This window comes from Cupriavidus sp. 2SB (assembly GCF_005503625.1).
Taxonomy (GTDB): domain Bacteria; phylum Pseudomonadota; class Gammaproteobacteria; order Burkholderiales; family Burkholderiaceae; genus Cupriavidus.
The window spans coordinates 1-23,722 of record NZ_SCMX01000093.1 but is presented as its reverse complement, the minus strand read 5'-3'; the positions used below and the strand labels follow the sequence as shown (position 1 = coordinate 23,722).

18 protein-coding genes, 1 tRNA gene and 2 riboswitches are annotated in these 23,722 nt (G+C 64.5%); of the genes, 11 read left to right on the top strand and 8 right to left on the bottom strand.

Annotated features, from left to right (window positions below; translation table 11 throughout):
- Positions 1–196: 196 nt before the first annotated feature.
- Positions 197–1,420: a cation:proton antiporter gene (locus tag FFS21_RS28070; protein WP_171020511.1), complete on the top strand. Its 1,224-nt coding sequence runs from the start codon at positions 197–199 to the stop codon at positions 1,418–1,420.
- Positions 1,420–2,535 carry a YbdK family carboxylate-amine ligase gene (locus FFS21_RS28065; protein ID WP_137927970.1) on the top strand — a complete coding sequence of 372 codons (1,116 nt, stop codon included), beginning with the start codon at positions 1,420–1,422 and terminating at the stop codon, positions 2,533–2,535. Before FFS21_RS28070 ends, FFS21_RS28065 begins: the two co-directional genes overlap by 1 nt.
- An 18-nt stretch (positions 2,536–2,553) precedes the next feature.
- On the opposite strand, the gene FFS21_RS28060 is transcribed toward FFS21_RS28065, so the two are convergent.
- The 6 genes from FFS21_RS28060 to FFS21_RS28035 form a co-directional block, all read right to left on the bottom strand.
- Positions 2,554–3,300: an MBL fold metallo-hydrolase gene (locus FFS21_RS28060; protein ID WP_137927969.1), complete on the bottom strand. Its 747-nt coding sequence runs from the start codon at positions 3,298–3,300 to the stop codon at positions 2,554–2,556.
- Positions 3,301–3,397: 97 nt separating this feature from the next.
- The gene (locus tag FFS21_RS28055; protein WP_137927968.1) at positions 3,398–4,774 is read right to left on the bottom strand and encodes an L-serine ammonia-lyase; all 1,377 of its coding nucleotides are present in this window, start codon (positions 4,772–4,774) and stop codon (positions 3,398–3,400) included.
- Between the two features lie 114 nt (positions 4,775–4,888).
- On the bottom strand, positions 4,889–7,816 hold the full coding sequence (gene gcvP, locus FFS21_RS28050) for an aminomethyl-transferring glycine dehydrogenase (RefSeq protein ID WP_137927967.1): 2,928 nt from the start codon (positions 7,814–7,816) through the stop codon (positions 4,889–4,891).
- A gap of 76 nt (positions 7,817–7,892) precedes the next feature.
- Entirely contained in the window at positions 7,893–8,273 is a 381-nt protein-coding gene (gene gcvH, locus FFS21_RS28045) for a glycine cleavage system protein GcvH (protein WP_137927966.1), read from the bottom strand.
- A gap of 113 nt (positions 8,274–8,386) precedes the next feature.
- Entirely contained in the window at positions 8,387–9,514 is a 1,128-nt protein-coding gene (gene gcvT, locus FFS21_RS28040; RefSeq protein ID WP_137927965.1) for a glycine cleavage system aminomethyltransferase GcvT, read from the bottom strand.
- Between the two features lie 85 nt (positions 9,515–9,599).
- A riboswitch (glycine riboswitch) is annotated at positions 9,600–9,719 on the bottom strand.
- A 21-nt stretch (positions 9,720–9,740) separates the two neighbouring features.
- Positions 9,741–9,831, bottom strand: a riboswitch (glycine riboswitch).
- 67 nt (positions 9,832–9,898) lie between these two features.
- A complete protein-coding gene (locus FFS21_RS28035) occupies positions 9,899–10,123 on the bottom strand; it encodes a YMGG-like glycine zipper-containing protein (RefSeq protein WP_137927964.1) in 225 nt (74 codons plus the stop codon).
- A gap of 312 nt (positions 10,124–10,435) precedes the next feature.
- Between FFS21_RS28035 and FFS21_RS28030 the strand changes: the two genes are divergently transcribed.
- The 3 genes from FFS21_RS28030 to FFS21_RS28020 all read left to right on the top strand — a co-directional run bounded on the left by FFS21_RS28030 (position 10,436) and on the right by FFS21_RS28020 (position 14,987).
- Entirely contained in the window at positions 10,436–12,520 is a 2,085-nt protein-coding gene (locus FFS21_RS28030) for a UvrD-helicase domain-containing protein (RefSeq protein ID WP_137927963.1), read from the top strand.
- 371 nt (positions 12,521–12,891) lie between these two features.
- Entirely contained in the window at positions 12,892–13,623 is a 732-nt protein-coding gene (locus FFS21_RS28025) for a response regulator (protein ID WP_137927962.1), read from the top strand.
- A gap of 11 nt (positions 13,624–13,634) precedes the next feature.
- Entirely contained in the window at positions 13,635–14,987 is a 1,353-nt protein-coding gene (locus FFS21_RS28020; protein WP_502705204.1) for an ATP-binding protein, read from the top strand.
- Positions 14,988–15,005: 18 nt separating this feature from the next.
- Here FFS21_RS28020 and FFS21_RS28015 read toward each other — a convergent pair whose 3' ends face one another.
- On the bottom strand, positions 15,006–16,163 hold the full coding sequence (locus tag FFS21_RS28015; RefSeq protein ID WP_249359721.1) for an ABC transporter substrate-binding protein: 1,158 nt from the start codon (positions 16,161–16,163) through the stop codon (positions 15,006–15,008).
- Between the two features lie 249 nt (positions 16,164–16,412).
- Here FFS21_RS28015 and hemN point away from each other — a divergent pair, with 249 nt between their 5' ends.
- Positions 16,413–17,897 carry an oxygen-independent coproporphyrinogen III oxidase gene (hemN, locus tag FFS21_RS28010; RefSeq protein ID WP_137927960.1) on the top strand — a complete coding sequence of 495 codons (1,485 nt, stop codon included), beginning with the start codon at positions 16,413–16,415 and terminating at the stop codon, positions 17,895–17,897.
- 76 nt (positions 17,898–17,973) lie between these two features.
- Here hemN and FFS21_RS28005 read toward each other — a convergent pair whose 3' ends face one another.
- The gene (locus tag FFS21_RS28005) at positions 17,974–18,870 is read right to left on the bottom strand and encodes a c-type cytochrome (RefSeq protein WP_137927959.1); all 897 of its coding nucleotides are present in this window, start codon (positions 18,868–18,870) and stop codon (positions 17,974–17,976) included.
- A gap of 324 nt (positions 18,871–19,194) precedes the next feature.
- Between FFS21_RS28005 and FFS21_RS28000 the strand changes: the two genes are divergently transcribed.
- From FFS21_RS28000 to FFS21_RS27985, 5 genes are all read left to right on the top strand, one after another.
- A tRNA-Arg gene (locus FFS21_RS28000) sits at positions 19,195–19,270 on the top strand.
- Between the two features lie 320 nt (positions 19,271–19,590).
- Complete coding sequence (locus tag FFS21_RS27995) at positions 19,591–20,967, top strand: methyl-accepting chemotaxis protein (RefSeq protein ID WP_171020510.1); 1,377 nt, start codon at positions 19,591–19,593, stop codon at positions 20,965–20,967.
- Between the two features lie 55 nt (positions 20,968–21,022).
- Entirely contained in the window at positions 21,023–21,427 is a 405-nt protein-coding gene (gene arfB, locus FFS21_RS27990) for an alternative ribosome rescue aminoacyl-tRNA hydrolase ArfB (protein ID WP_137927957.1), read from the top strand.
- 161 nt (positions 21,428–21,588) lie between these two features.
- On the top strand, positions 21,589–21,978 hold the full coding sequence (locus FFS21_RS32625; RefSeq protein ID WP_249359719.1) for a cytochrome P450: 390 nt from the start codon (positions 21,589–21,591) through the stop codon (positions 21,976–21,978).
- Positions 21,975–23,722, top strand: a 1,748-nt coding sequence (locus FFS21_RS27985) for a diflavin oxidoreductase (RefSeq protein WP_249359717.1), incomplete at its 3' end; no start/stop codon positions are given. The genes FFS21_RS32625 and FFS21_RS27985, both read left to right, overlap by 4 nt.

Sequence of the window (23,722 nt, the reverse complement as noted above, 5' to 3'; positions counted from 1 at the left end):
CTGTAATGCGGGGCGGGAGGGTCGCGTGGCATCCCACTAGGTGACCCACCGCACAAGACAATTCTCAATTTGAAAGACCTACAAAAGCGCGATCGATGAAGATCGCGCTTTTTGTTTGTGGAAGATGGGTTTTATCGGCAAGATGGGAAAAGTGTCGGACAAGCACTGACACTTTGAAACGTGTCCTTCCATTACCATGACGCGCATGAATGGACTGAGCCAACTTTTCCCCTCGCTGCCACTGGCGCCAGGCGGCCTGTTCTGGGTAGGTCTCGCACTCGTTGGTGCGGGGCTGGCCGGAGAGGTCTGCCGCCGCTGGCTGGGCATTCCGCGCATCGTCGGATACGCCATGGTCGGGCTGTTCGCCGGCATGCTCGGCCGCAGCATCGTGGACGACAACATGATCGCCCAGACCCGGGTGCTGATCGATATGGCGCTGGCACTGGCGCTGTTCGAACTCGGCCACCGGCTGTCGCTGTCATGGCTGCGCGCCAACCGCTGGCTGCTGTTCACGAGCGCCGCCGAAAGCCTGCTGACGTGGGGCCTCGTCGCCACCGTGCTGCAATGGCTGGGCGCGTCGCCCGGCGTTGCGATCCTGGCCGGTGGTATCGCGGTCAGCACCTCGCCGACCATCGTGCTGCAACTCAAGAACGAACTGCGCGCCGAAGGGCAGGTGACCGAGCGGCTGATGGCCATGGCCGCGCTGAACTCGATCTACGCGGCGGCCATTGTGCAGGTGGCGACGGGCTGGCTGCATTCGGAGTACGGCAACCTGGGCGCTGCGCTGCTGCATCCGCTGTACCTGCTGGTGGGCTCGTGCCTGCTGGCATGGGTAGTTGGCAAGGTGGGGCATGCCATCTACGCGCGGATGTCTTCCGACGATCACTACAGTTTCCTGGTGCTGGTGGGGCTGGTGCTGTTCACGCTGGCGCTGACGCGCGTGCTCAAGCTTTCGATGCCGCTCACGCTGATGCTTGCCGGCGTGGTCTTCAAGCACCAGGACCGCCAGCCGCACGTCTGGCCCACGCACTTCGGTAGCGCGGGCAGCCTCCTGATCATCGTGATGGTGGTATCGCTGGGCCTGCCGCTGACGGCGCAGGACTGGATCATCGGCGGGACGATGGCCGTGGCGCTGGTTGTGCTGCGTCACGTGGCCAAGCTGGTTGGCGTGGTATCACTGGGTTCGTTTTCGGGGCTGAGCCTGCGGCAGGCCATGGCGCTGGGCCTTGCGCTGGCACCGATGTCGGGGCTGGCCTATCTTCTGATGAGCGACATTGCCCGCCTGTATCCGGGCACCGGCGTGCCGCTCGCATCGATCATCCTTTGCGCGCTCGCCATCGAGCAGGTGCTGGGCCCGATCATCGCGGCGTGGGCGCTGCGTTACGCGGGCGAGGCAAGGGACAATGGAGGAGGGCGCTGATGTCGCTCGAACCGTTCAAGCATTCCGAGCCGCTGACCTTTGGCGTGGAGCTGGAGCTCCAGCTCGTCAATCGCCATGACTATGATCTGGCGCCATTCGCACCGGACCTGCTTCGGGCACTCAAGGGCGCGCAGCATGCGGGGGACATCAAGCCCGAGATCAGTCCGTCAATGATCGAGATGAGCACGGGCATTTGTCACAGCTACGCGCAGGCGCTGGAAGAGCTGACGGTCATGCGCGACCTGATGATCAATGCGTCGCGCGGCCTTAACCTCGGCATCTGCGGCGGCGGCACGCATCCGTTCCAGGTGTGGTCCGAGCGCACCATCTCGGACTCCCCGCGCTATCAGTACATCTCGGAGCTATATGGCTATCTGGCCAAGCAGTTCACGGTGTTCGGGCAGCACGTGCACATCGGCTGCCCGAGTGCGGACGAATCGCTGTTCCTGCTCCATGCCATCGGGCGGTATGTGCCGCACTTCATTGCGCTGGCGGCGTCGTCGCCTTATGTGCAGGGGGTCGATACTGGATTTGCATCCGCTCGATTGAATTCTGTTGCCGCGTTTCCGATGAGCGGTCGGGCGCCGCACGTGTTGACGTGGGATGGCTTCGAAGCCTACTTCAACAAGATGCGCGCGACGGGCGTGATCGAGAGCATGAAGGACTTCTATTGGGATATCCGTCCCAAGCCGGAGTTCGGCACGATCGAAGTGCGCGTCATGGATACGCCCCTCACCGTGCAGCGCGCGTGCGATATCGCCGCGTACATCCAGGCGCTTGCGCGATATCTGCTGCTGTCGCGTCCGTACATGCCGCAGGAAGACGATTACCTCGTCTACACCTTCAACCGTTTTCAGGCGTGCCGCTTCGGGATGGAAGGCGAATACGTGCATCCGAACGAACTGACGCGGATGCCGATTGCAGACCACATCCTGTCGATCTGCGATGCGCTGGAGCCGCATGCGGAGGCACTCGGTTCGCTGCAGGCGCTATCGAACATCCGCGCACTGGCCGCTTCACGCGACAACGATGCGCATTCGGTACGCATGATCAACGACGAAGCCCACAGCCTGCGCGATACCGTACGGCATACGTGCGAGCGGTGGGAATCGTAAGTCGCGCAGTCTGATGCGTCAGGCGCCGTGCGGCACGCTTGTGCCGTCGCGGCCGGCCACGAGTCCGAGTTGCTGGTTGGCAGGCACCGCGATATCGATCAGCTTCGGTCGCGGTAGATTCAGTTCACGCATCATGGCGATGAACTCCTCGCGCGATCGGCCCGCGATGCGGCTGTTGCTCGCGCGTTCCTGACCGATCGTGGATGCCGTGCGGCCCTTGTAGTCATGCGCGGGGTAGACCTGCGTATCGTCGGGCAGGCGGAAGAGTTTCTGTGTCAGGCTGTCGAACAAGGTGCCTGCATCGCCCGACTGGAAATCCGTGCGCCCGCAGCCGTCGATCAACAAGGCATCGCCGGTAAAGATCCGGCGCACCACGCCATCGGCCTTCGTTTCTTCCCACAGGTAACTCATGCTGCCAGCCGTGTGTCCCGGCGTATGGATCGCGCGCAACACCTGACTGCCGAACGAAATGGAGTCGCCATCGATCAATTGCTTGCTGGCGGGCTTGATGTCGCAACCGGACGGCGCTGCGGTGCTGGCGCCGGTCAGCGCGGCCAGTTGCCCGGCGGACGTGATGTGATCGGCATGCGCATGGGTTTCGATAATCCAGACGACCTTGGCGCCGGTGTCTTTCAGCACAGCAAGGTCGCGTTCGGACTGGCAATCGACCGGATCGATCAGGACCGCCTCATGCGTGGCGGCATCGATCAGCAGGTAGGTGAACGTGCAGGAGACGTCGTCGAACAACTGGTGAAAGGTCTGCATGGCCGCTTTCTTTTGGAGACTGATGTTATTGGCAAATCTTGTCGGCAACCCGAAAGTGCTTCCATCATATACGGCGGCCTGCCATTCACTATGATCGTCAGCATTCGACGATATTCACCGCCAGCCCGCCGCGCGCCGTTTCCTTGTACTTCGTTTTCATGTCTGCGCCGGTCTCGCGCATCGTCTTGATGACCGAGTCGAGCGACACATAGTGTGTGCCATCGCCCCGCAGCGCCATGCGCGCGGCGTTCACGGCCTTGACCGACGCCATCGCGTTGCGTTCGATGCACGGGATCTGCACCAGTCCGCCCACGGGATCGCACGTCAATCCGAGGTTGTGCTCCATGCCGATCTCGGCGGCGTTCTCCACCTGTTCCGGTGTGCCGCCAAGTACCGCAGCCAGCGCACCGGCCGCCATCGAGCACGCTACGCCAACCTCGCCCTGGCAGCCTACTTCCGCACCGGAGATCGACGCATTGAGCTTGTAGAGCAGGCCGATGGCGCCAGCGGTCAGCAGGAAATCCACCGCGCCCTGAGGACTCGCGCCGGGTACGAAGCGATCGTAGTAGTGCAGCACGGCGGGGATGATGCCTGCGGCGCCATTCGTGGGCGCGGTCACGACACGTCCACCCGCTGCGTTTTCCTCGTTGACGGCCATCGCGTAGAGGTTGACCCAATCCATGACGGTGAGCGGATCGGACAACGTACGCTCCGCGCGCAACGTCAGGTTGCGATACAACTCGGGCGCACGCCGCTTCACCTTGAACGGACCGGGCAGTTCGCCCTCGGTGCGGCAACCGCGCGCCACGCATTGCTGCATGACGTCCCAGATATGCAGCAGGCCATCGGTGACCTCGGTGTGCGAGCGCCACGTCAGTTCGTTCTCCAGCATGAGCTGTGCGATGGACTTGCCGCTCGCATGCGCCATCTCGAGCATCGCCTTGCCGCTGCGGAACGGATGCGGCAACTGATTCTCCGCAGTCTGCAACTGCGTATTGGGTGCGCCGGCCGTGACGACAAAGCCACCGCCCACTGACAGGTAGCGCGCTTCACGTAGCGGGTTGCCCTCGGCATCGTAGGCGTGGAACTTCATGCCGTTCGGATGCTCGGCCATCGCTTCGCGTCGATAGAACACGATGTGCTCGCGTTCCACGAACGGTACCGTGTGCTTGCCCAGCAGCGTCAGCAGCTTGCTGCGGCGCATCGCGGAGAGCTTCTCGTCGATGCCTTCGGGATCGACGGTATCGGGCGCCTCGCCCATGAGCCCGAGAATCACGCCCTTGTCGGTGCCGTGTCCCTTGCCGGTGGCGCCCAGCGAGCCATACAGTTCGGCACGCACGCTCGCTACTTGCGGCAACAACCCATCGCGCTCCAGACCATGCGCGAACATCAGCGCGGCGCGCATCGGTCCCACGGTGTGGGAACTCGACGGGCCGATGCCTACCTTGAACAGATCGAAAACACTGACTGCCACGGCTGACTCCAGATGCGAAGACGGCGCGCCGCCGGCACGCCGTCAGGGGCCGCCCACGATTCGGAAATCAGGGCGGCAGGGGACTTTTCAACTTTTCTTATCGAGCCGGAGTGCTTACGCCTCTTCAGCGTACTCGCTCATCGGCACGCACGAGCAGAACAGATTGCGGTCGCCATACACGTTGTCCGCACGGCCAACCGGCGGCCAGTACTTCTGCGTGCGCAGCGACGCCACCGGATAGGCGGCTTCCTCGCGCGTGTACTTGCGCGTCCACTCGTTGGCCGTGATCACGTTGGCCGTGTGCGGCGCGTGCTTGAGCGGATTGTCTTCACGGTCGAAGCTGCCGTCCTCGACGCGCGCAATTTCGCCACGGATGGCAATCATGGCGTCGATGAAGCGGTCAAGCTCGGCCAGCGCCTCGCTTTCGGTCGGCTCGATCATCAGCGTGCCCGGCACCGGGAAGCTCATGGTCGGGGCATGGAAGCCGTAGTCCATCAGCCGTTTGGCGACGTCTTCGTTCGAGATGCCCGTGCTCTTCTGCAGCGGACGCAGGTCGAGAATGCACTCGTGCGCCACCAGACCACCCTGACCCGCGTACAACACCGGATAGTGCGGCGACAGACGCTTGGCCACGTAGTTGGCCGTCAGGATCGCGTTCTCGGTGGCGGCGGTCAGGCCGGTCGAGCCCATCATCGCCACGTACATCCACGAAATCGGCAGGATGCTGGCCGAGCCGAACGGCGCGGCGGAGACTCCGCCGATGCCGTTGTCGTCGCGGCGATAGCCAACGCTGTCCTGGTTCGGCAGGAAGTCGGCAAGGTGCGCGCCCACTGCCACCGGACCCACGCCCGGTCCGCCACCGCCGTGCGGAATGCAGAACGTCTTGTGCAGGTTCAGGTGGGAGACGTCACCGCCGAACTGTCCCGGTGCGGCCACGCCGACCATTGCGTTCATGTTCGCGCCATCCACGTAGACCTGGCCGCCGTGCTTGTGCACGATGTCGCAGATCTGCTGCACGCCCTGTTCGAACACGCCGTGCGTGGACGGGTACGTGATCATGATCGCAGCGAGGTTCTTGCTGTGCTGTTCGGCCTTCTTCGCCAGATCCACGAGGTCGACGTTGCCGTTCTCGTCACAGGCCACCACCACCACCTTCATGCCGGCCATCTGTGCCGATGCCGGGTTCGTGCCGTGCGCGGAGGAGGGGATCAGGCAGATGTCGCGATGGCTCTCGCCACGGCTTGCGTGGTAGGCGTGGATGATCAGCAGGCCAGCGTACTCGCCTTGCGAGCCCGCGTTCGGCTGCAGGCTCACGGCGGCGTAGCCCGTGGCGGCGCAGAGCATGGCTTCGAGCTGGTCGATCATCTCGCGATAGCCCACGGTCTGGTCGAGCGGCGCGAACGGATGGATGTTGCTGAACTCGGGCCACGTCACCGGCAGCATTTCGCTGGTGGCGTTGAGCTTCATCGTGCAGGAGCCCAGCGGAATCATCGTGCGGTCCAGCGCCAGGTCCTTGTCGGCCAGCGAGCGCAGGTAACGCAGCATTTCGTGCTCGGCGTGGTGCGTGTTGAACACCGGGTGCGTCAGGTAAGCGCTCTGGCGCGAGAGTGCGGCCGGGAAGCCGTCGGCCACCGTTGCTTCTACGTCATCGAACTTCGGCACGGCCTTGCCATGCGCGAAGATTTCCCACAGCGCCACCACGTCATCGCGCGACGCGGTTTCGTCGAACGAGATGCCGATGCGCGTGCCGCCTGCATGACGCAGGTTGATGCCGCGCTGCGTGGCGGACGCGTGGAATGCGTCGGTGTTGAAGCCGGTGTCGAGCGTGATCGTGTCGAAGAACGTCGTGTTCAGCGGCGTGTGGCCGAGTGCCTTGAGGCCGGCAGCCAGCGTGGCGGTCAGGCGATGCACGCGTTGCGCGATGCGCTTGAGACCCTGTGGACCATGGTAGACCGCGTACATCGACGCCATGATGGCCAGCAGTGCCTGCGCCGTGCAGATATTCGACGTGGCCTTCTCGCGGCGGATGTGCTGCTCGCGCGTCTGCAGCGCCAGGCGGTATGCCTTGTTGCCTTGCGCGTCGATGGTCACGCCGACGAGGCGGCCCGGCATCGAACGCTTGAATTCGTCGCGCACGGCCATATAGCCGGCGTGCGGGCCGCCGAAACCGAGCGGGACGCCAAAGCGCTGCGTGTTGCCCACGGCCACGTCCGCGCCCCATTCGCCCGGTGCGGCGAGCAGCGTCAGCGCCAGCAGGTCGGCGGCGGCTACCACGCGCGCGCCGGATGCATGCACCGCGTCGGCAATCGCACGGTAGTCGGCCACATCGCCGTTCACACCCGGGTACTGCAGCAGCACGCCGAATGCCTCGGCCTTCGCGGCTTCCGCAGCGGGGCCAACCTTGATCACAATGCCCATCGGCTCCGCGCGGGTGCGTACCACTTCCAGCGTCTGCGGCAGCACGTCGTCTGCCACGAAGAACGTGTTCGATGCATGCTTGTTGACGCGCTGCAGCAGCGTCATGGCTTCGGCGGCGGCGGTGCCTTCGTCCAGCATCGACGCATTGGCGATGTCCATGCCGGTCAGGTCCGTCAGCATCTGCTGGAAGTTCAGCAGGGCTTCGAGACGGCCCTGCGAGATCTCAGGCTGGTACGGGGTGTAGGCGGTGTACCACGCCGGGTTTTCGAACACGTTGCGCAGGATGACCCCGGGCGTGAGCGTGTTGTAGTACCCCTGCCCGATGAAGCTCTTGAGCACGCGGTTCTTGCTGGCCAGGCCGCGCAGCTTGGCCAGCGCGGCTTCCTCGGTCAGCGGGGCGGTGAATTCGCCCAGCGACATGCCATCGCGGCGACGGATGGCGGCAGGCACCACGGCATCGATCAGCGCGGCGGTGCTGTGGAAACCGAGCAGCTTGAGCATGTGCTGCTGTTCGGCGGTATCGGGCCCGATATGGCGGGCGGCGAAGGCGTCGCGCGCCTCCAGTTCGGCCAGCGTGGGCCGTGCAGCTTGGGCGGCAGCGTTCATGGGAAACGGGGCGTTCATGGCAAGGAAATCTCGTGGAGCGCGCGGGGCAGGTGGTCAGCCTGCCGCCACGCGCGGCATCGGACAATCAGCGCGATCAGGCGCCGACGCTGGCCTTGTAGGCGTCGACGTTCATCAGGCCGTTCACATCGTCGCCGTTGGCCGGCTTGATCTTGAACAGCCACGCGTCGAAGGCGTTGGCATTGACCGATTCCGGCGATGCCGAAGCCGCGTCGTTAATGGCGATGACTTCGCCGGCCACCGGGGCGTAGATGTCGGAAGCCGCCTTCACGGACTCCACCACGGCCAGCGCGTCGCCTGCGCCAACCGACTTGCCCACTTCGGGCAGTTCCAGGAAAACGATGTCGCCCAGCGCGTCTTGTGCGTGGTCGGTGATGCCGATGGTCAGCGTGCCGTCGGCTTCGACGCGCACCCATTCGTGCGACTCGGTGTACTTCAGGTCAGCGGGGAAATTCATGAGGGTTCTCCGGGATACAGTGTGTTTCTTGTTTCATTCACCCGCCCGCGGCATGTGGGCTCGAGCGGAACGGGTGGAAGGGCGACCGTTGGTGTGAAGCGGGGGCCGATGCCTCAGCTCACGAGTGCCTTGCCATTGCGCACAAACGGCAGTTTAACCACAGTCGCGGTCAGTTTGCGGTCGCGGATCTCTACCTGGACTTCCGCACCCGGCACGATGTCCTTCGGCAGACTGGCAAAGGCAATGGACTGGGACAGCGACGGGCTGAATGTGCCGCTGGTGATTTCGCCGTCGCCGGATGCGGTGACGACTTTCTGGTGCGCGCGCAGCACGCCGCCCTTGTCGCGCAGGATCAGGCCCAGGAACGCGCGTTTCTGGCCGCCAGCGGTCAGCGCAGCCTTGCCGGTGAAGTCGCGTTCGCTTTGCAGATCGACCGTCCACGACAGCCCGGCGTCGAGCGGCGACGTATGGATGTCCATGTCCTGGCCGTACAGGTTCATGCCGGCTTCCAGGCGCAGGGTGTCGCGTGCGCCCAGGCCGGCAGGCTTCACACCGGCTGCCACGAGTTTTTCCCAGATACCGGCGACGTTCTCGGCCGGCACCACCAGTTCGAAGCCGTCTTCGCCGGTATAGCCCGTGCGCGCCACCATCAGTTCGCCCATGGCCGGGTCCTGCACGACCAGCGCGTTGAATGGCTTGAGGGCATCGGCGGGCTGGGTGGAGGGGAAGGCTGCATAGACTTTGGCGCGTGCGTTCGGACCCTGCACGGCGACGATGGCCAGTGCGCTGGACCCTGCTGGTGCCACGTCACCACGGCGCGGGTTGATAGTCACGCCGCTGCCGGTCTCGCTGTTGCGCGAACGGATCCATTCGATATCGCCGACGGCCGTGCTCGCATTGACCACGAGCCGGAAATAATCCTCGGCAAAGAAGTAGACGATCAGGTCGTCGATGACACCGCCTTTCTCGTCGAGCATGCAGGAATACAGGGCCTTGCCCGGTGTCTGGAGCTTGTCGACGTTGTTGGCCAGCAGGCCGCGCAGGAAGGTGCGGGTGTTCGCGCCATGGAGATCGACCACGCACATGTGCGAGACGTCGAACATGCCGGCGTCCGAGCGGACTGCGTTGTGTTCCTCGATCTGGGAGCCGTAGTTGACCGGCATGTCCCAACCGCCAAAATCGACCATGCGGGCGCCGAGGGCGCGATGAATGGCGTTGAGGGGCGTGGCCTGGAGCGTCATGGATATCCTCGGGCAATTCGAAAACGAAAAAAGGGTCATCCGCCGCATGCCGGCCGCACCAATGTGCAACCAGTCCGCTGCGGCGGATGACCCCTCTGTCCTCGATACCTGAGAGATTACGAAGCCGTGGCTCCGTGCGCCCCTTCGGTGGACATGCTCGCCGGCCTTCCAGCTGCGGCGGATGTCGCTCTCCAGAGTGCGGCATGCATCGTGTGCATGTTGCATGCCGATCCGACCGGTCCATGGTGCCTGAGAGTTTTCGGGTGATTCCCCTTCGGCGGCGCAATGCGTGATGCGCGCTCTCCCGGTCAGATGCGCGTGAATGTACGGGAGCGGTCTGGCTTTGTCAAACCGTCCCGTCGCGCGCTGCGGTCCCCCGTTCGGTCAGCGGTTGTCCTTGGTTACGACATTGCCGATGACGCCACCGGCAGCCGCGCCGCCGATCGTACCCAAGGCGCTGCCGTTGGTCAGCACCGCGCCGCCGAGCGCGCCCGCACCGGCGCCGATGGCGGTATTCCGTTGCTTCGGCGTCATGTCCGCGCAACCGGCAAAGCCGACCAGCGTAGCGCCGATCAGCGCGACTTTCGAGAGCGTGCGAAGGGTGTTCATGATTGGCTCCTTGATTCGAATGGATTCCGATACGTTCCGATATCCGGAAGGTTTGCCGCGCACCGTTGTGACTGCCAACCTGCTCGGCCGTACGGGAGAGAGGCAAACTCCATGCCCCGTCACCAGGCAGGGCCCGCCCGATTTACGATTGTTACCAGCGTGAAACGGGTGCCGTCGGACACCCTCCGACAGGCCCTGTCAGCCACCTTGCCGCGTGGTAGCATCGTCGCCTTCGGCGCGTGGCTGACCGCGTGCCGAGTTCGGCATTTCCGCCCTTCCCGGTTCTCGTCCCCGCTTTCCTCTTCCCGCCCCATGACCCACGGACTCAACGCCGCGCAATCCGAAGCCGTTCGCTATCTGGACGGCCCTTGCCTTGTGCTGGCCGGGGCGGGTTCCGGCAAGACGCGCGTGATCACGCAGAAAATTGCGCATCTGATCGAGGACAAGGGGTTCGAGCCGCGTCACATTGCTGCCGTCACGTTCACGAACAAGGCGGCCAAGGAGATGCAGGAGCGCATCAGCAAGCTCATGGAGGGAAAGACCACGCGCGAAGGGAAGCGTATTCCACTCAAGCAGCTGACCGTTTGTACGTTTCACTCGCTCGGCGTGCAAATTCTGCGCATGGAAGCCGAGCATGTGGGCCTGAAGCCGCAATTCTCGATCATGGATTCGGACGACTGCTTCGGACTCGTGCAGGAGCAGTTGAGTACCACCGACAAGAAGCTGATCCGCAGCGTGCAGAACACGATTTCGCTGTGGAAGAACGGCATGGTCGATCCCGAGACCGCGCTCGCGCAGGCCGCCACGGCCGACGAGCACCAGGCCGCCATGGTCTATCGCGCGTACGTGGCGACGCTGCATGCGTACCAGGCGGTGGACTTCGACGATCTGATCCGGCTCCCGGCCGAACTGTTCGCGCGCGATGAAGCCGTGCGTCTGAAATGGCAGAACCGGCTGCGCTACTTCCTCGTGGACGAATACCAGGACACCAACGCGTGCCAGTATCAGTTGCTGAAGCTACTGGCCGGTGGGTCGCATCTGCGCGCGCCGGCGTTCACTGCAGTGGGGGATGACGATCAGGCGATCTATGGCTGGCGCGGCGCCACGCTCGACAACCTGAAGCTGCTGCAGACCGATTTCCCCGACCTCAAGGTCGTGAAGCTCGAACAGAACTACCGCTCGACGGTGCGCATCCTGGAAGCGGCCAACGCGGTCATCGCCAACAATCCGAAACTGTTCGACAAGAAACTGTGGTCGGAGCACGGCATGGGCGACCCCATCGCCGTGCATCCGATGAACGATGAAGAGCACGAGGCCGAGTCCGTAGTGTTCCGGCTGTCGGCACACAAGTTCGAGCGGCGCGCGCAGTTTCGCGACTACGCCATCCTGTATCGCGGCAACCATCAGGCGCGGCTGTTCGAGCAGATCCTGCGGCGCGAGCGCATTCCGTATGTGCTGTCAGGTGGACAGAGCTTCTTCGACAAGGCCGAGATCAAGGACATCTGCGCGTATTTGCGATTGATCGCCAATCCCGATGACGATCCCGCATTCATCCGTGCGATCACCACGCCGCGCCGTGGCGTGGGCAACACCACGCTCGAAGTGCTCGGCACGTTTGCGGGGCAGGCCAAGGTGTCGCTGTTCGAAGCGGCGATGATGGGCGGCATCGAGGGCAAGCTGCAGCCGCGCCAGCTGGAACCGCTGCGACTGTTCTGCGAATCGATGGTGAGGCTGGCGGATCGCGCGGAGAAGGACCCTGCTACGGTGGTGCTCGATGACCTGATGGAAGGCATCCACTACGAGGCGTATCTCTACGACACCTTCGACGAGCGCCAGGCCCAGTCGCGCTGGACCAATACGCTGGAGTTCCTCGACTGGCTCAAGCGCAAGGGCACGCGTCCAGAGGTGGAAGGCGAAGCGACGGGTTTCGATACCGCCGACGGTTTTGCCGACGAGGGCAAGAACCTGCTCGAACTGACGCAGACGGTGGCGCTGATGAGCATGCTCGAAGGCCGCGACGAAGACCCCGACGCTGTTCGGCTCTCCACGCTGCATGCATCGAAGGGACTCGAATATCCGCACGTGTTCCTGGTGGGCGTGGAAGAGGGCATCCTGCCCCATTCGCGCGAGGATGAAGACATGGGTGACGAGAAGATCGAGGAAGAGCGACGGCTGATGTATGTGGGCATCACGCGTGCGCAGCGCAGCCTGCAGATCAGCTGGTGCAAGAAGCGCAAGCGTGCGCGCGAAACGTATTCCGTGGAGCCGTCGCGCTTTATCGGTGAGATGAAACTGGAAGAGGCCCCAGCAATCGTGGACGAGACGCCGGCCATGAGTCCGAAGGATCGGCTGGCAGGGTTGAAGGCGCTGCTTGGCAAGCCCGCTGTCACTGGCTGAGCGGGCTGATCGGCATCGCCAAGGCCATCGACATGTCCGGTCGTTGATACAAGGCCGACAAGACGCGGCAGCGAGCCCTCCCTACGATAGCCACCGCGCATGCAACATCTCGGCGTTCCATGCGCGACACCGCGCCCGCCCTTCGGTAGCGGTGTGGCTGGGCACATGCGAGCCCGGCTTCTTCCCTGTTGAACGCTCCCGGCTGCGGCAGCACCGGGGGCGTTTTTTTCTTCGGGGTGGCGCGCGGCGCACGTATCAATCCTGATACAAAACCGGCATCGGATGTAATAGCCTGGCTGGTACATTGGCAACTCTCATCCGGGCCGGCGTCTTCGCGGGTCCGCAAGCCCCCTCCCACCTGCACGTTCGCCATGGATTTTTCTCCCGCCCTGACCACCCGCCTGCTGATCGTTGACGACGATCCCCAGATCCGCACCATGCTTGCCGAGTACCTGGCCACGTTCGGCATGGAAGCCCAGGGCGCGGAGGGTGGCGCCGCCATGCGCACCGCGCTGGCGAACCAGCAGTTCGACCTCGTCATCCTGGACCTGTCGCTGCCGGGCGAAAACGGCCTGACGTTGTGCCGCGAGATTCGCGATACGAGCAATGTGCCGGTGATCATGCTGACGGCGCGCGCCGAACTCGCGGATCGCGTGGTCGGGCTCGAAGTCGGGGCCGACGATTATGTGACCAAGCCGTTCGAAATGCGCGAACTGGTGGCGCGTATTCACACCGTGCTCCGGCGCAGCCGCAGCGAATCGCGGCGGCCCGCACCGGCGTCCACGGGACACGAAATGCGCTTCGGCGTGTGGCGCCTGAACACTACGCTGCGCCAGTTGGTGGATGCAGAGGAAACGGTTGTGCCGCTGTCGAATGCGGAGTTCCGGCTGCTGCTGACGTTCATCGAGAATCCGAACCGTGTGCTCGACCGCGAGATGCTGATCAACAACGCGCGCGGCCGCGACCTCGACGTGTTCGATCGCAGCATCGACCTGCTGGTATCGCGCCTGCGCCAGAAGCTGCGCGACGATCCGCGCGACTCGGCGCTGATCCGCACCGTGCGCGGCGAGGGGTATGTCTTCACCGTCAACGTGGAGCATTGAACAGCATGGCCGTGGACCCGACCTCGCCGCCAAATGCCGGCGATGCCACGCCGCCGCGTGCGCGTCGTCGTCGTTTCGATTCGATGTTCCTGCGGGTCTTCTTCGTGATGACCGCGATCATGCTCGGCGTGCATGTGCTGGGCGTCACCGTGATCGAGAGCCTGTTCCCGCGTCCCGGCTCCGAACGCTACATGGAGCGCATGCGTCGCGCAGTGGCCGAGGCGGAAGCCAATGGCACGCTGACGACGGATGGCGTGCCGAAGCATCCGCTCGAAGGCATCTTCGCGCCGCCGGGTGGTCCGGGCTTCCTCGATCACGGTCCGGGTTTCGGTCCGCCGTTCGATCCCCATTTCGGGCCCGGTCCGCAAGGTGGTTTCGGGGGCCGCTTCGGCGGTCCACGCGGCAACGAGCCGTTCGATTTCGATGGGCCGCCATTGCATCTGGACGCATTCCGCACACCCAAGCCGGGCGAGCGCATGCCCGGTCCGCCGCAGGGTTTCCACATCCGCGGTATCTGGCCACCGCATCTTGGCCTGCTGTTCCAGCTCGCCGCGATTTTGATCGCTTCGTGGGTCGGGGCGCGGCTGCTGGCACGACCGGTGCAGCAACTGGCGAGTGGTGCGAATCGGCTGGCGCAGGATGTCCACGCGCCACCGCTCGATGAAGAACGCGGACCTGCCGAAGCACGCGATGCCACGCGCGCGCTGAACCTGATGCAGCAACGCATCCGCACGCAACTGGCCCAGCAATCGCGCTTCCTCGCTGCGGTATCGCACGATCTGCGCACGCCGCTGACACGCATGAGCCTGCGCATCGAACGCATCGAAAGCAATGACGTGCGATATCGCTTGCGTCAGGATCTGACCGAGATGAACGGGCTGATCGATGCCACGTTGTACTACCTGCGCGAGCGCGATGGTGCAACGGGCCCACGTCAGCGCGTGGATGTGCAGGCGCTGGTGCAGGCGGTGGTCGACGATGCGCAGGAGATCGGGCAGGACGTGCGACTCTCGGGCGAGGCCGCGCCGATGCTCGCCTATCCCGCAGAACTGCGCCGCGCGGTGGTGAACCTCGTGGAGAATGCGCATCGCTATGGCGGCGCCGCGCATATCGTGCTGGCCGATAGTCCGGAACGGGTCACGATCGACGTATGCGATAACGGTCCCGGCATTCCACCCGCCGAGTTGTCGCGCGTGCTCGAACCGTTCTATCGCGTGGAATCGTCACGCAGCCGCGCCACGGGCGGCGTGGGCATGGGGCTGTCGATCGCGCACGACATCGTGACCCGCCACGGCGGCGAGTTGAAGTTGTCGAACCGGACCGAAGGTGGCCTGCGTGTCAGCATCACGCTGCCGCGCGTATAACGCAGCAGCGGGAAATAATCAGGCCCGCTGCGGCAGGCCGCTCTTGCCGATGGCCGCGAGTTGCACGTATTGCGAGCCACGCAGCCCGCGCGTGAAATCGAGCGTGAAGTCGCCCACGTCGATACGTGCCTGCAAGGCGCGTCGCAACTCGGCCGGGCCCGGTGCTTTCATACCCGTGGCGGCGCGCGTCAGCCACGCGGCGCCGATGTATCCCGCGAGCGTGGCAGGCGAGGGCGGCTCGTCGAGATACTGCTTCATGCGCGCGACGTGCTCCTTGACCACACGCAGCGTGGATTCCTGCGGCCCCGGCGCGATCTGCGTTACCACCATGCCGCCGGCGTAGCTAGCGCCCAGAATCTCGCGCGCGGATGACGGGCTGACCGCAGACAATCCCACCAGAAAGCCAAACCAGTTCTGCGCGGCGAGCGCGCGGCCAAGGCTGCCGTACGCGAGGGTATCGCCCGCCACGATCACCGCGCCGGGACGTGCGGCGGCGATGCGGCGCGCGCTGTCCTCGATGTTGCTACCCAGCGGCACCGCGCGCGTGGCGATGTCCTTCTCCAGGCGTGCCAGCCACGGCGTACCGGTGCCCAAGGCACCGGCCGCGAAGTCCGGCGACACGGCCAGTGCGATGTTGCGCAATCCGTAACTGTGCAACTGGCGCACGGCGGCATCGACCTCGGCCTGATAGTCGGCGCGTGTGAACCAGATGTTCTCGGCGGTCATGGCCAGTCCGGACAACGGCGCAACGAGTTGCACGCCGCGCCGCGTCAGTTCCGAGGCATTCGCCAGCGATGGCAACAGGGCGTCTCCTGTGCCGAACAGCACGTCCGCACGTTCGTTATCGGCCAATGCCACGGCTTGCGCGATGGCATGGCGCGGATTCGGATCGGCATCCCGGATGACATGCACGATGCGTGGCGCGCCCGGTGTCGCCGCGGCATTGAACGCATCGAACAGGACCTTGGCCCCGGCCAGGTAGTCACGCGCGAGATCGGCCTGCGGTCCGATACGATCGACCAGATGCCCGACCACCAGTTGGCGCCTTGCCACGGGTGTGGCGGGTTGCGCCATTGCATTGGGCAGCAGGGCTGCGGTGGACAACGCGCCAAGTGCGAGTAAGGTGCGACGCCGGCCCGTGATCGCTGGTTCGGGTTCGGGCGGGCGCGACGACATCGACTGCGGCAAGGCTGGGCGCATGGCAGCGGGAGCAAAAGAGAGTGGGGGATGGGCCACGAGACATCGAGGCCGGGGCCGAGACTATCGGCCGTTGATGACGCTTGCGTGACTTTTTCCCGACAGAAGCCCCCACCTATTCGGGGTGGCCGGCGCAGCAGGTCCGTTGTTTTGATTGGCGTCAAAGTTGATAGGGATTGGCGGGCATAGCATCGGTCGGTTAGCCGTGCCTTTACCGAGAACTCGAAAATGTCCGCCCCCACCTCTGCCTCAAACTCCACCAGTCATTCCAACAGCACGGCCTTCGATCGTCGCGCGCTTGCCGACTTCCGCAGCCTGGCCGGGCGCATCGACGGCAACGGTCCCCGCTATACCTCGTATCCCACCGCTGACCGCTTCCATGCTGAAGTGGGTGACGCTGGCTATCTGCGCGCGCTCGACGCCTGCCGCGCCGATGCTCCCGCGCCGTTGTCGCTATATCTGCACATCCCGTTCTGCGAGAACATCTGCTACTACTGCGGCTGCAACAAGATCATCACGAAGGATCACAGCCGCAGCGCACGCTACGTGGACTACCTGGCGCGCGAGATGGCGATGGTGGCGGCACATCTCGGCGAACGACGCGGGGTGATGCAGTCGCACTGGGGCGGCGGCACGCCGACCTTCCTCGATCCTGCCGAAATGCGCGCCGTGATGGCTGCCTTGCATCGACACTTCGAACTGCTGCCCGAAGGCGAGCACTCGATCGAAATCGATCCGCGCCGTGTGACAGACGACCGCATGGCGCTGCTCGCGGAACTGGGGTTTAACCGCATCAGTCTTGGGGTGCAGGATTTCGATCCCGAAGTGCAGCAGGCCATCCATCGGGTGCAGTCTTTCGAGGAAACGCGCGATGTGGTGCTGGCGGCGCGGCGGTTGGGATTCCAGTCTGTCAGCATGGACCTGATCTATGGGCTGCCACACCAGACCACCGCGCGCTTCAACGCCACGGTGGATCGCACCCTCGAACTGCGCCCGGACCGCCTCTCGGTCTACAGCTATGCGCACCTGCCACATGTCTTCAAACCGCAACGCCGCATTGACCAAAATGCACTGCCGCCAGCCGGCGAAAAGCTCGATATCCTCGTGTCGACCATCGAACGGCTGACCGCTGCCGGCTATGTCTATATCGGCATGGACCATTTCGCGTTGCCCGGAGATGACCTCGCCGTCGCGCAGCGGGAAGGGCGGCTGCAGCGCAATTTCCAGGGCTACGCCACGCACGCGGGCTATGACCAGCTTGGGCTCGGTGTGTCGGCCATCGGTGCGGTGGCGGGGCACTACGTGCAGAATGCCCGGACCACCGACGACTACTACGCCGCGCTGGACGCGGGCCGCCTGCCGATCGTGCGCGGCTTCGAGACGTCGGCCGAGGACCATCTGCGCCGCAAGATCATCGGCGCGCTGATGTGCAACGGCACGCTCGACATTGCCGCAATCGAGGCCGAGCACGATATCGACTTCGCCACGAAGTTCGCGGACGAGTTGGCCGAACTCGACCGGCTGGCCGTGGACAACCTGGTGCGCCGCACACCGGACCGTGTCGACGTCACCACACTGGGCCGCCTGCTGGTGCGCCGCGTGGCCATGGTGTTCGACCAGTATCTGCGGCAGGACGCCCGGCGACCCCAACCCGCGCCGGCTGCGAACGATGCCAAGGCCGTTCCGATCCAGCGCTATTCGCGCGTGGTCTGAATCCCGATCCGCACAGGCCAGAAAGCAAAAAGCCCGCGAAGCAATTCGCGGGCTTTTTTGCTGCCGGTGCGGCGGATTACTTGGCGGCGTTGGCCATATAGTCCGATGCGGCGATCACGTCTGCGTCGGGGCCGGCATAACCACCCTTCGGCGGCATGATGCCCTTGCCTTTGAGCGCGTAGTTGTGCACGACATCCATGCCTTCCTTGAGTCGCGGCGCCCAGGCGGCCTTGTCGCCGAACTTGGGAGCACCCGCGACGCCGGCGGCATGGCAGGCCGCGCAGACTTGCTCGTAGACCTTCTTGCCGACTTCGGCCGAAGCTGCGGCCGGGGCAGCCGGAGCGGCAGCGGCGGCAGGAGCGGGGGCCGGGGCTGCTGCTGCAGGTGCGGCGGGAGCAGGTGCGGCGGCGGCAGGGGCTTCGGGAGCCGATGCGGCGGCTTGCGCGGGCGCGCCCTGAGCCGGTGCGGCGGGTTCCGGGAACTTGGCGCCGCCAGCGTCGGCCATGTAGACCACCGCGCGAGCCAGTTCGTAGTCGCTGAAATCGTCCGGCGACGTACCGGCACGCGGAGGCATGGCGCCCTTGCCGTTGACCACGGCCTTCATCAGCCCATCGAAGCCCTGGCCGATACGGGCCGTCCAGTCGCCGGCTACGCCGAACTTGGGTGCACCGGCAGCGCCGGTGGCGTGGCAGGCTGCGCAGACTTCCTTGTAGACCTGTTCGCCCGTCTTGAAGACGCGCGGCGCGCTAGGATCCTTGATTTCCAGCGATGCGACCGGGGCAATGCGGGTATTGACCGCTTCCGCAGTCTGGGTCGAGCCAGCGCCCTCAAGGGTGCCGTGTCCCACAAAATTCACTAACAGGATGATGACGATGATCGGCACCAGGAAGGCGGCGATCACAACAGCGACTAGTTGCTTGGGTGTCTTGATTGGCGACTCGTGGTGGTCGTTTTCTTGATGGACGTCACTCATACAGAACTCTCGATTTTGCGGGAAACCGTTTGCACAGCTCGTTGGGGGCGGCTTGCTTGTCTGGACCCTGTTTCGGGGGTGAATCTGTCGGCTATCGCGCCCGGGGCCATCTCCTGCCCCGCTACGTCTCTGTTACGACGCAAATAGCTGCCGATTATAGACCCAAGACCTTGGCGCAGGTGTCAAAAGCGGCGATTCAGAGACCCGTGATAACCCCTCCCCCGACACCCATCGGCGCATCCCTCATGGACGGCCACTGCCAAGTCGGGTATCCTATGCGACTTTCCGGCGCCGGCATCCGTCCGACGCCAAGCCAGACACATCGCGCCCGTAGCTCAATGGATAGAGTACTGCCCTCCGAAGGCAGGGGTTGCTGGTTCGATCCCAGCCGGGCGCACCACGGTTTTTCTGATTGATTCCCCAGGTTTTCTCCAGGTCGTTCTGACCCAGCGCCATCCTCCAGTCCGATCGACGCCAGCCCCGTTGACCCCTCAAGCTTCCCTCATTTCCGCCCGTTAACCGTCCCGAGCGCAAGCGCAGCGATGGATGGACTGGCTGGAGCGAGCGCCATCAGAACTCTGAAGGAACGGGGAAATCATGACGTTTGCTGTCGCATATCCTGCCGGGCGTGCCGAGCGGGGTGGATCTTTCGCATCGCAACCATCGCTCACCTCCCGGCAGGCCGCGTTGGGCGGGATTGCTCGCTGGGCGGATCTTGTCATGTTGTCGACACTGCTGTGCTCGGGTGCGGCGGCATTGGCGATTGGGGTGCATTACTACGCATTGACGCTGGCGATTGGTGCTGGCGGGGCTCTGGTGGTGCTGGGGTCTCTGACTTACCTCATGGCGCGCGGCACGCGGTTCAGTGGGTATGCGCTCGTGGCGGCCAATGTGGCCATGGTCGTGCTGCATATCCAGTTGTCGCATGGGCTGACCGAGTTTCACTTTGGCGTGTTCGTGCTGCTGGGGCTGCTGCTGGTCTATCGCGACTGGCGTCCGCTGGTGTTTGCGGCGGCGCTGTTTGCGGTGCACCACGTGGTGTTCGATCGGCTGCAGGCGTTGAGCTATCCGTTCTATTGCACGGGCGAGGCTGATTTTGCGCGGGTGTCGATGCATGCCATCTATGTGGTGGTGCAGACCGCGATCGAGATCGTGCTGGCGCTGCAGTTGCGACGCGCGGCGGTGGAAGGTGCCGAGTTGTCGGCGCTGGTGGCGCAAGTCGATGGCGGCGATCGGATCTCCCTGGATGTGGAAAGCGTGGCGGTCAGTGTGCCGACAGCGCTGGCGCTGAAGGCGGCCATCACGCGGATGGGAGCCGCGATGATCGAGGTCCGCACCGCGGCGATGTCCGTGGAAGACGCCGCATCGGAGATCGCCAGCGGCAGCATGGATCTGAGCACGCGGACCGAACGGCAGGCGTGGGATGTGCAGCAGACCTCGGCGTCGATGCAGGAAATCCACACGGCGGTGCAGAGCGCCGCGCAGACGGCGGGCGAAGCCAGTTCGCTGGCTGGCGAGACCTCGGATGCCGTAGTGGATGGCGGCGAGGCGGTGGGGCGCGTGGTGGAGACCATGGATGGCATCTCGGCCTCGGCGGATCGCATCGCAGAAATCACGGGGCTGATCGACAGCATTGCGCTGCAGACCCACATCCTGTCGCTCAACGCTTCGGTGGAAGCGGCGCGGTCCGGCGAGAGCGGGCGCGGGTTTGCCGTGGTGGCCACCGAGGTGCAGCAATTGGCGCATCGGACTTCGACGGCTGCGCGCCAGATCCGCGAGTTGATCGGCGAAAGCAGCGCGCGCGTGGCGCAGGGCCGGCAGCAGGTAGCCACGGCGCATGGCGGCATGGGCGATATCGTGGCCAAGGCGCGACGCGTCAATGACCTGATCCGCAGCATCTCCAGCGCCACCGATCAGCAGGCCGCCGGCATGGGGCAAGTGGGCGAGGCCGTGGCGCAGATCGACAGCATGACGCGCCAGAACGCGGCGCTCGTGGAAGAAAGCGCCGCAGCGGCAGAGAGCCTGAAGGACCAGGCGTCGCGACTCAATGCGGTGGTGGACCAGTTCCATCTGCTTGGCAACGGACGGCCCGCATAGGCCGGCGGATGAGGGACACGCCACTTCGGCCCTGCGCATTGCTATGATGCGTCGCATGGCCGAAGACCTGTTCATTTCCCATCACGAGTACGAGATCACCGCGATCCGCGCCCAAGGCGCGGGCGGGCAGAACATCAACAAGGTGTCCAATGCGGTGCATCTGCGCTACGACGTGCGCGCGTCGTCGCTGGCGGAGGACCACAAGGAGCGCCTGCTGGCGCTGCACGACCACCGCATCACGCGCGATGGGGTGATCGTGATCAAGGCGCAGCAGCATCGGAGCCTTGAGATGAACCGAGAGGAAGCGGTGCGCCGGCTGCATGAACTCGTGCAGAGCGTGGCCACACCACCGCGGGTTCGTCGGGCCACTCGGCCGACGCGTGCTTCGCGGGTACGCCGGGTCGATGCCAAGGTCCAGCGCGGACAGGTCAAGGCATTGCGTGGCAAGGTGATCGATTAGAGACCACCGCCCGACCACCGCCCTACCACCTCCCATATATCGACAGTTTGAATCGAACAAATATTTCAAACGGACGACAGAGGGCTGGGACAACGCGCCCATAGGCAGGCATGCTCGGGTTTCCGGTTTCATGACCGACCCTGACTCTCATCTGCCGCCCCATGTCATCTGTCACCACTGCCGCACCGGACGTCACGCTGGCACCCATTCCGCGCGATCCCGGCTGGCCCATCGTCGGCAATCTCTTCCAGATCACGCCCGGCGAGATCGGGCAGCATCTGCTGGCGCGCAGCCGGCACCACGACGGCATCTTCGAACTGGACTTTGCGGGGCGGCGTGTACCGTTCGTGTCGTCCGTGGAACTCGCGGCGGATGTGTGCGATCCGGCGCGCTTCCGCAAGATCATCGGCCCGCCGCTGTCCTATCTGCGCGACATGGCCGGCGATGGCCTGTTCACCGCACATAGCGACGAGCCGAACTGGGGGTGCGCGCATCGCATCCTGATGCCGGCCTTCAGCCAGCGCGCGATGAAGGGGTACTTCGACATTTGACGGAAGCCAAGTTGGCGCTGGCGCTGATGCTGCGCAACTTCGTCCTCCACGATCCCTACGACTACCAGTTTCGTATCAAGGAAACGCCGACGATGACCGTGCTGTGTGCATCGAGCCTGGGCACGGCGCGCGAACTGGCCGAACAGATTCACGGTGGTGCGATCGCCGCAGGGTTCGCCAGCACGCTCGCCGATCTCGACGATGTGGTGGATGCGTTGCCGACATCGGGACTCGTCGTCGTCGTGGCCGCCACGTACAACGGCCGCGCGCCAGACTCTGGGCGCAAGTTCGAATCGATGCTCGATGCCGGTGGCGTGACGGGCTATCGCGCGCAGGATATTCGGCTGGCGATGCTCGGTTGCGGTAACTCGCAATGGGCCACGTATCAGGCGTTTCCGCGTCGCGTGTTCGCGTTCTTCACGGATGCTGGCGCAGTGCCACTGTTGCGCCGTGGAGAAGCCGACGGCAACGCCGATTTCGATCAGGCGGCCGAGCGGTGGCTTGCACAACTGTGGCAGGCATTGCAGGCCGATGGTGTACAGGCTGGCGGCATCGCAGTGGATGTGCAGATGCGCAGCGTCGCAGCGATTCGCGCGGAGACTTTGCCTGCCGGGACGCAGGCGTTCACGGTGATCGACAACATCGAGTTGATCGATGCACCGGATGGACTGTGGGATTTCTCCATCGAAGCGCCACGTACTTCCACGCGCAGCATCACGCTGCGACTGCCGCCGGGTGTGTCGTATCAGACGGGCGATCACCTCGCTGTCTGGCCGCAGAACGAATCGGCACTCGTCACCGCGCTATGCGAACGGCTCGACCTCAATCCCGATGCCATCGTCACGCTGTCTGCGGCGCAAGGGAGTGGACGTGGATTGCCAGTCGGGCAGGCGCTGCCGCTACGTCAGTTGCTGACGCATTTCATCGAACTGCAGGATGTGGTGTCGCGCCAGACGCTGCGCGCACTGGCGCAGGCCACGCGTTGCCCGCATACGCGACAGTCGCTGGAACAACTCGCATCGGACGAAGTCTATGCGGAAAAGGTGGCCGCACGGCGACTCGGCATGCTCGATGTGCTCGACGCGCATCCGGCCATCTCGCTGACACTGCCGCAACTGCTGGCCTGCACGGTACCGATGCGCCCGCGCTTCTATTCGATCGCCTCATCGCCGCTGGCTTCGCCCGATATCGCCACGCTGCTCGTGGGCACGGTGTGGGCGCCGGCACTGTCGGGACGTGGACAGTTTCGTGGTGTGGCCTCGACATGGCTGCAAGGGCTGACGAACGGTCCGTGCATTGCCGCATCGATCCGCACACCGAATCCATCGTTCGCACCCCAGCCAGATCCGTCAGTGCCGATGCTGCTGATCGGACCCGGTACTGGCATCGCGCCGTTCCGTGGCTTTATCGAAGAACGCGCTGCGCAGCAGATGGCTGGTGCAACGGTTGCGCCGGTGCAGTTGTATTTCGGATGCCGTCACCCGGAGCATGACTGGCTGTATCGCGATGATTTCGCACGATGGGCCGAGACGGATGTGGTGGAGATTCACACGGCGTATTCGGTAGTGCCTGGCGCTGCGCGTTATGTGCAGGATCTGCTGTGGCAGCGACGCGTCGATGTGTGGAAACAGATTCAGTCTGGTGCCACGATTTACGTCTGCGGCGATGGCCGACGCATGGCCCCTGCGGTGCGCAAGGTGCTGATCGAGATTGCGATGGAGCAGGGCGGGATGGGGGCCGGTAA

Coding starts and splice junctions, on each gene's coding strand:
- hemN (WP_137927960.1), top strand. CDS start 16,413: ATGTCCGCCCCCACCTCTGCCTCAAACTCCACCAGTCATTCCAACAGC.
- FFS21_RS28025 (WP_137927962.1), top strand. CDS start 12,892: ATGGATTTTTCTCCCGCCCTGACCACCCGCCTGCTGATCGTTGACGAC.
- gcvT (WP_137927965.1), bottom strand. CDS start 9,514: ATGACGCTCCAGGCCACGCCCCTCAACGCCATTCATCGCGCCCTCGGC.
- FFS21_RS28015 (WP_249359721.1), bottom strand. CDS start 16,163: ATGTCGTCGCGCCCGCCCGAACCCGAACCAGCGATCACGGGCCGGCGT.
- FFS21_RS28060 (WP_137927969.1), bottom strand. CDS start 3,300: ATGCAGACCTTTCACCAGTTGTTCGACGACGTCTCCTGCACGTTCACC.
- FFS21_RS28035 (WP_137927964.1), bottom strand. CDS start 10,123: ATGAACACCCTTCGCACGCTCTCGAAAGTCGCGCTGATCGGCGCTACG.
- FFS21_RS27995 (WP_171020510.1), top strand. CDS start 19,591: ATGTTGTCGACACTGCTGTGCTCGGGTGCGGCGGCATTGGCGATTGGG.
- FFS21_RS28005 (WP_137927959.1), bottom strand. CDS start 18,870: ATGAGTGACGTCCATCAAGAAAACGACCACCACGAGTCGCCAATCAAG.
- arfB (WP_137927957.1), top strand. CDS start 21,023: ATGGCCGAAGACCTGTTCATTTCCCATCACGAGTACGAGATCACCGCG.
- FFS21_RS28030 (WP_137927963.1), top strand. CDS start 10,436: ATGACCCACGGACTCAACGCCGCGCAATCCGAAGCCGTTCGCTATCTG.
- FFS21_RS28070 (WP_171020511.1), top strand. CDS start 197: ATGACGCGCATGAATGGACTGAGCCAACTTTTCCCCTCGCTGCCACTG.
- gcvH (WP_137927966.1), bottom strand. CDS start 8,273: ATGAATTTCCCCGCTGACCTGAAGTACACCGAGTCGCACGAATGGGTG.
- gcvP (WP_137927967.1), bottom strand. CDS start 7,816: ATGAACGCCCCGTTTCCCATGAACGCTGCCGCCCAAGCTGCACGGCCC.
- FFS21_RS32625 (WP_249359719.1), top strand. CDS start 21,589: ATGTCATCTGTCACCACTGCCGCACCGGACGTCACGCTGGCACCCATT.
- FFS21_RS28065 (WP_137927970.1), top strand. CDS start 1,420: ATGTCGCTCGAACCGTTCAAGCATTCCGAGCCGCTGACCTTTGGCGTG.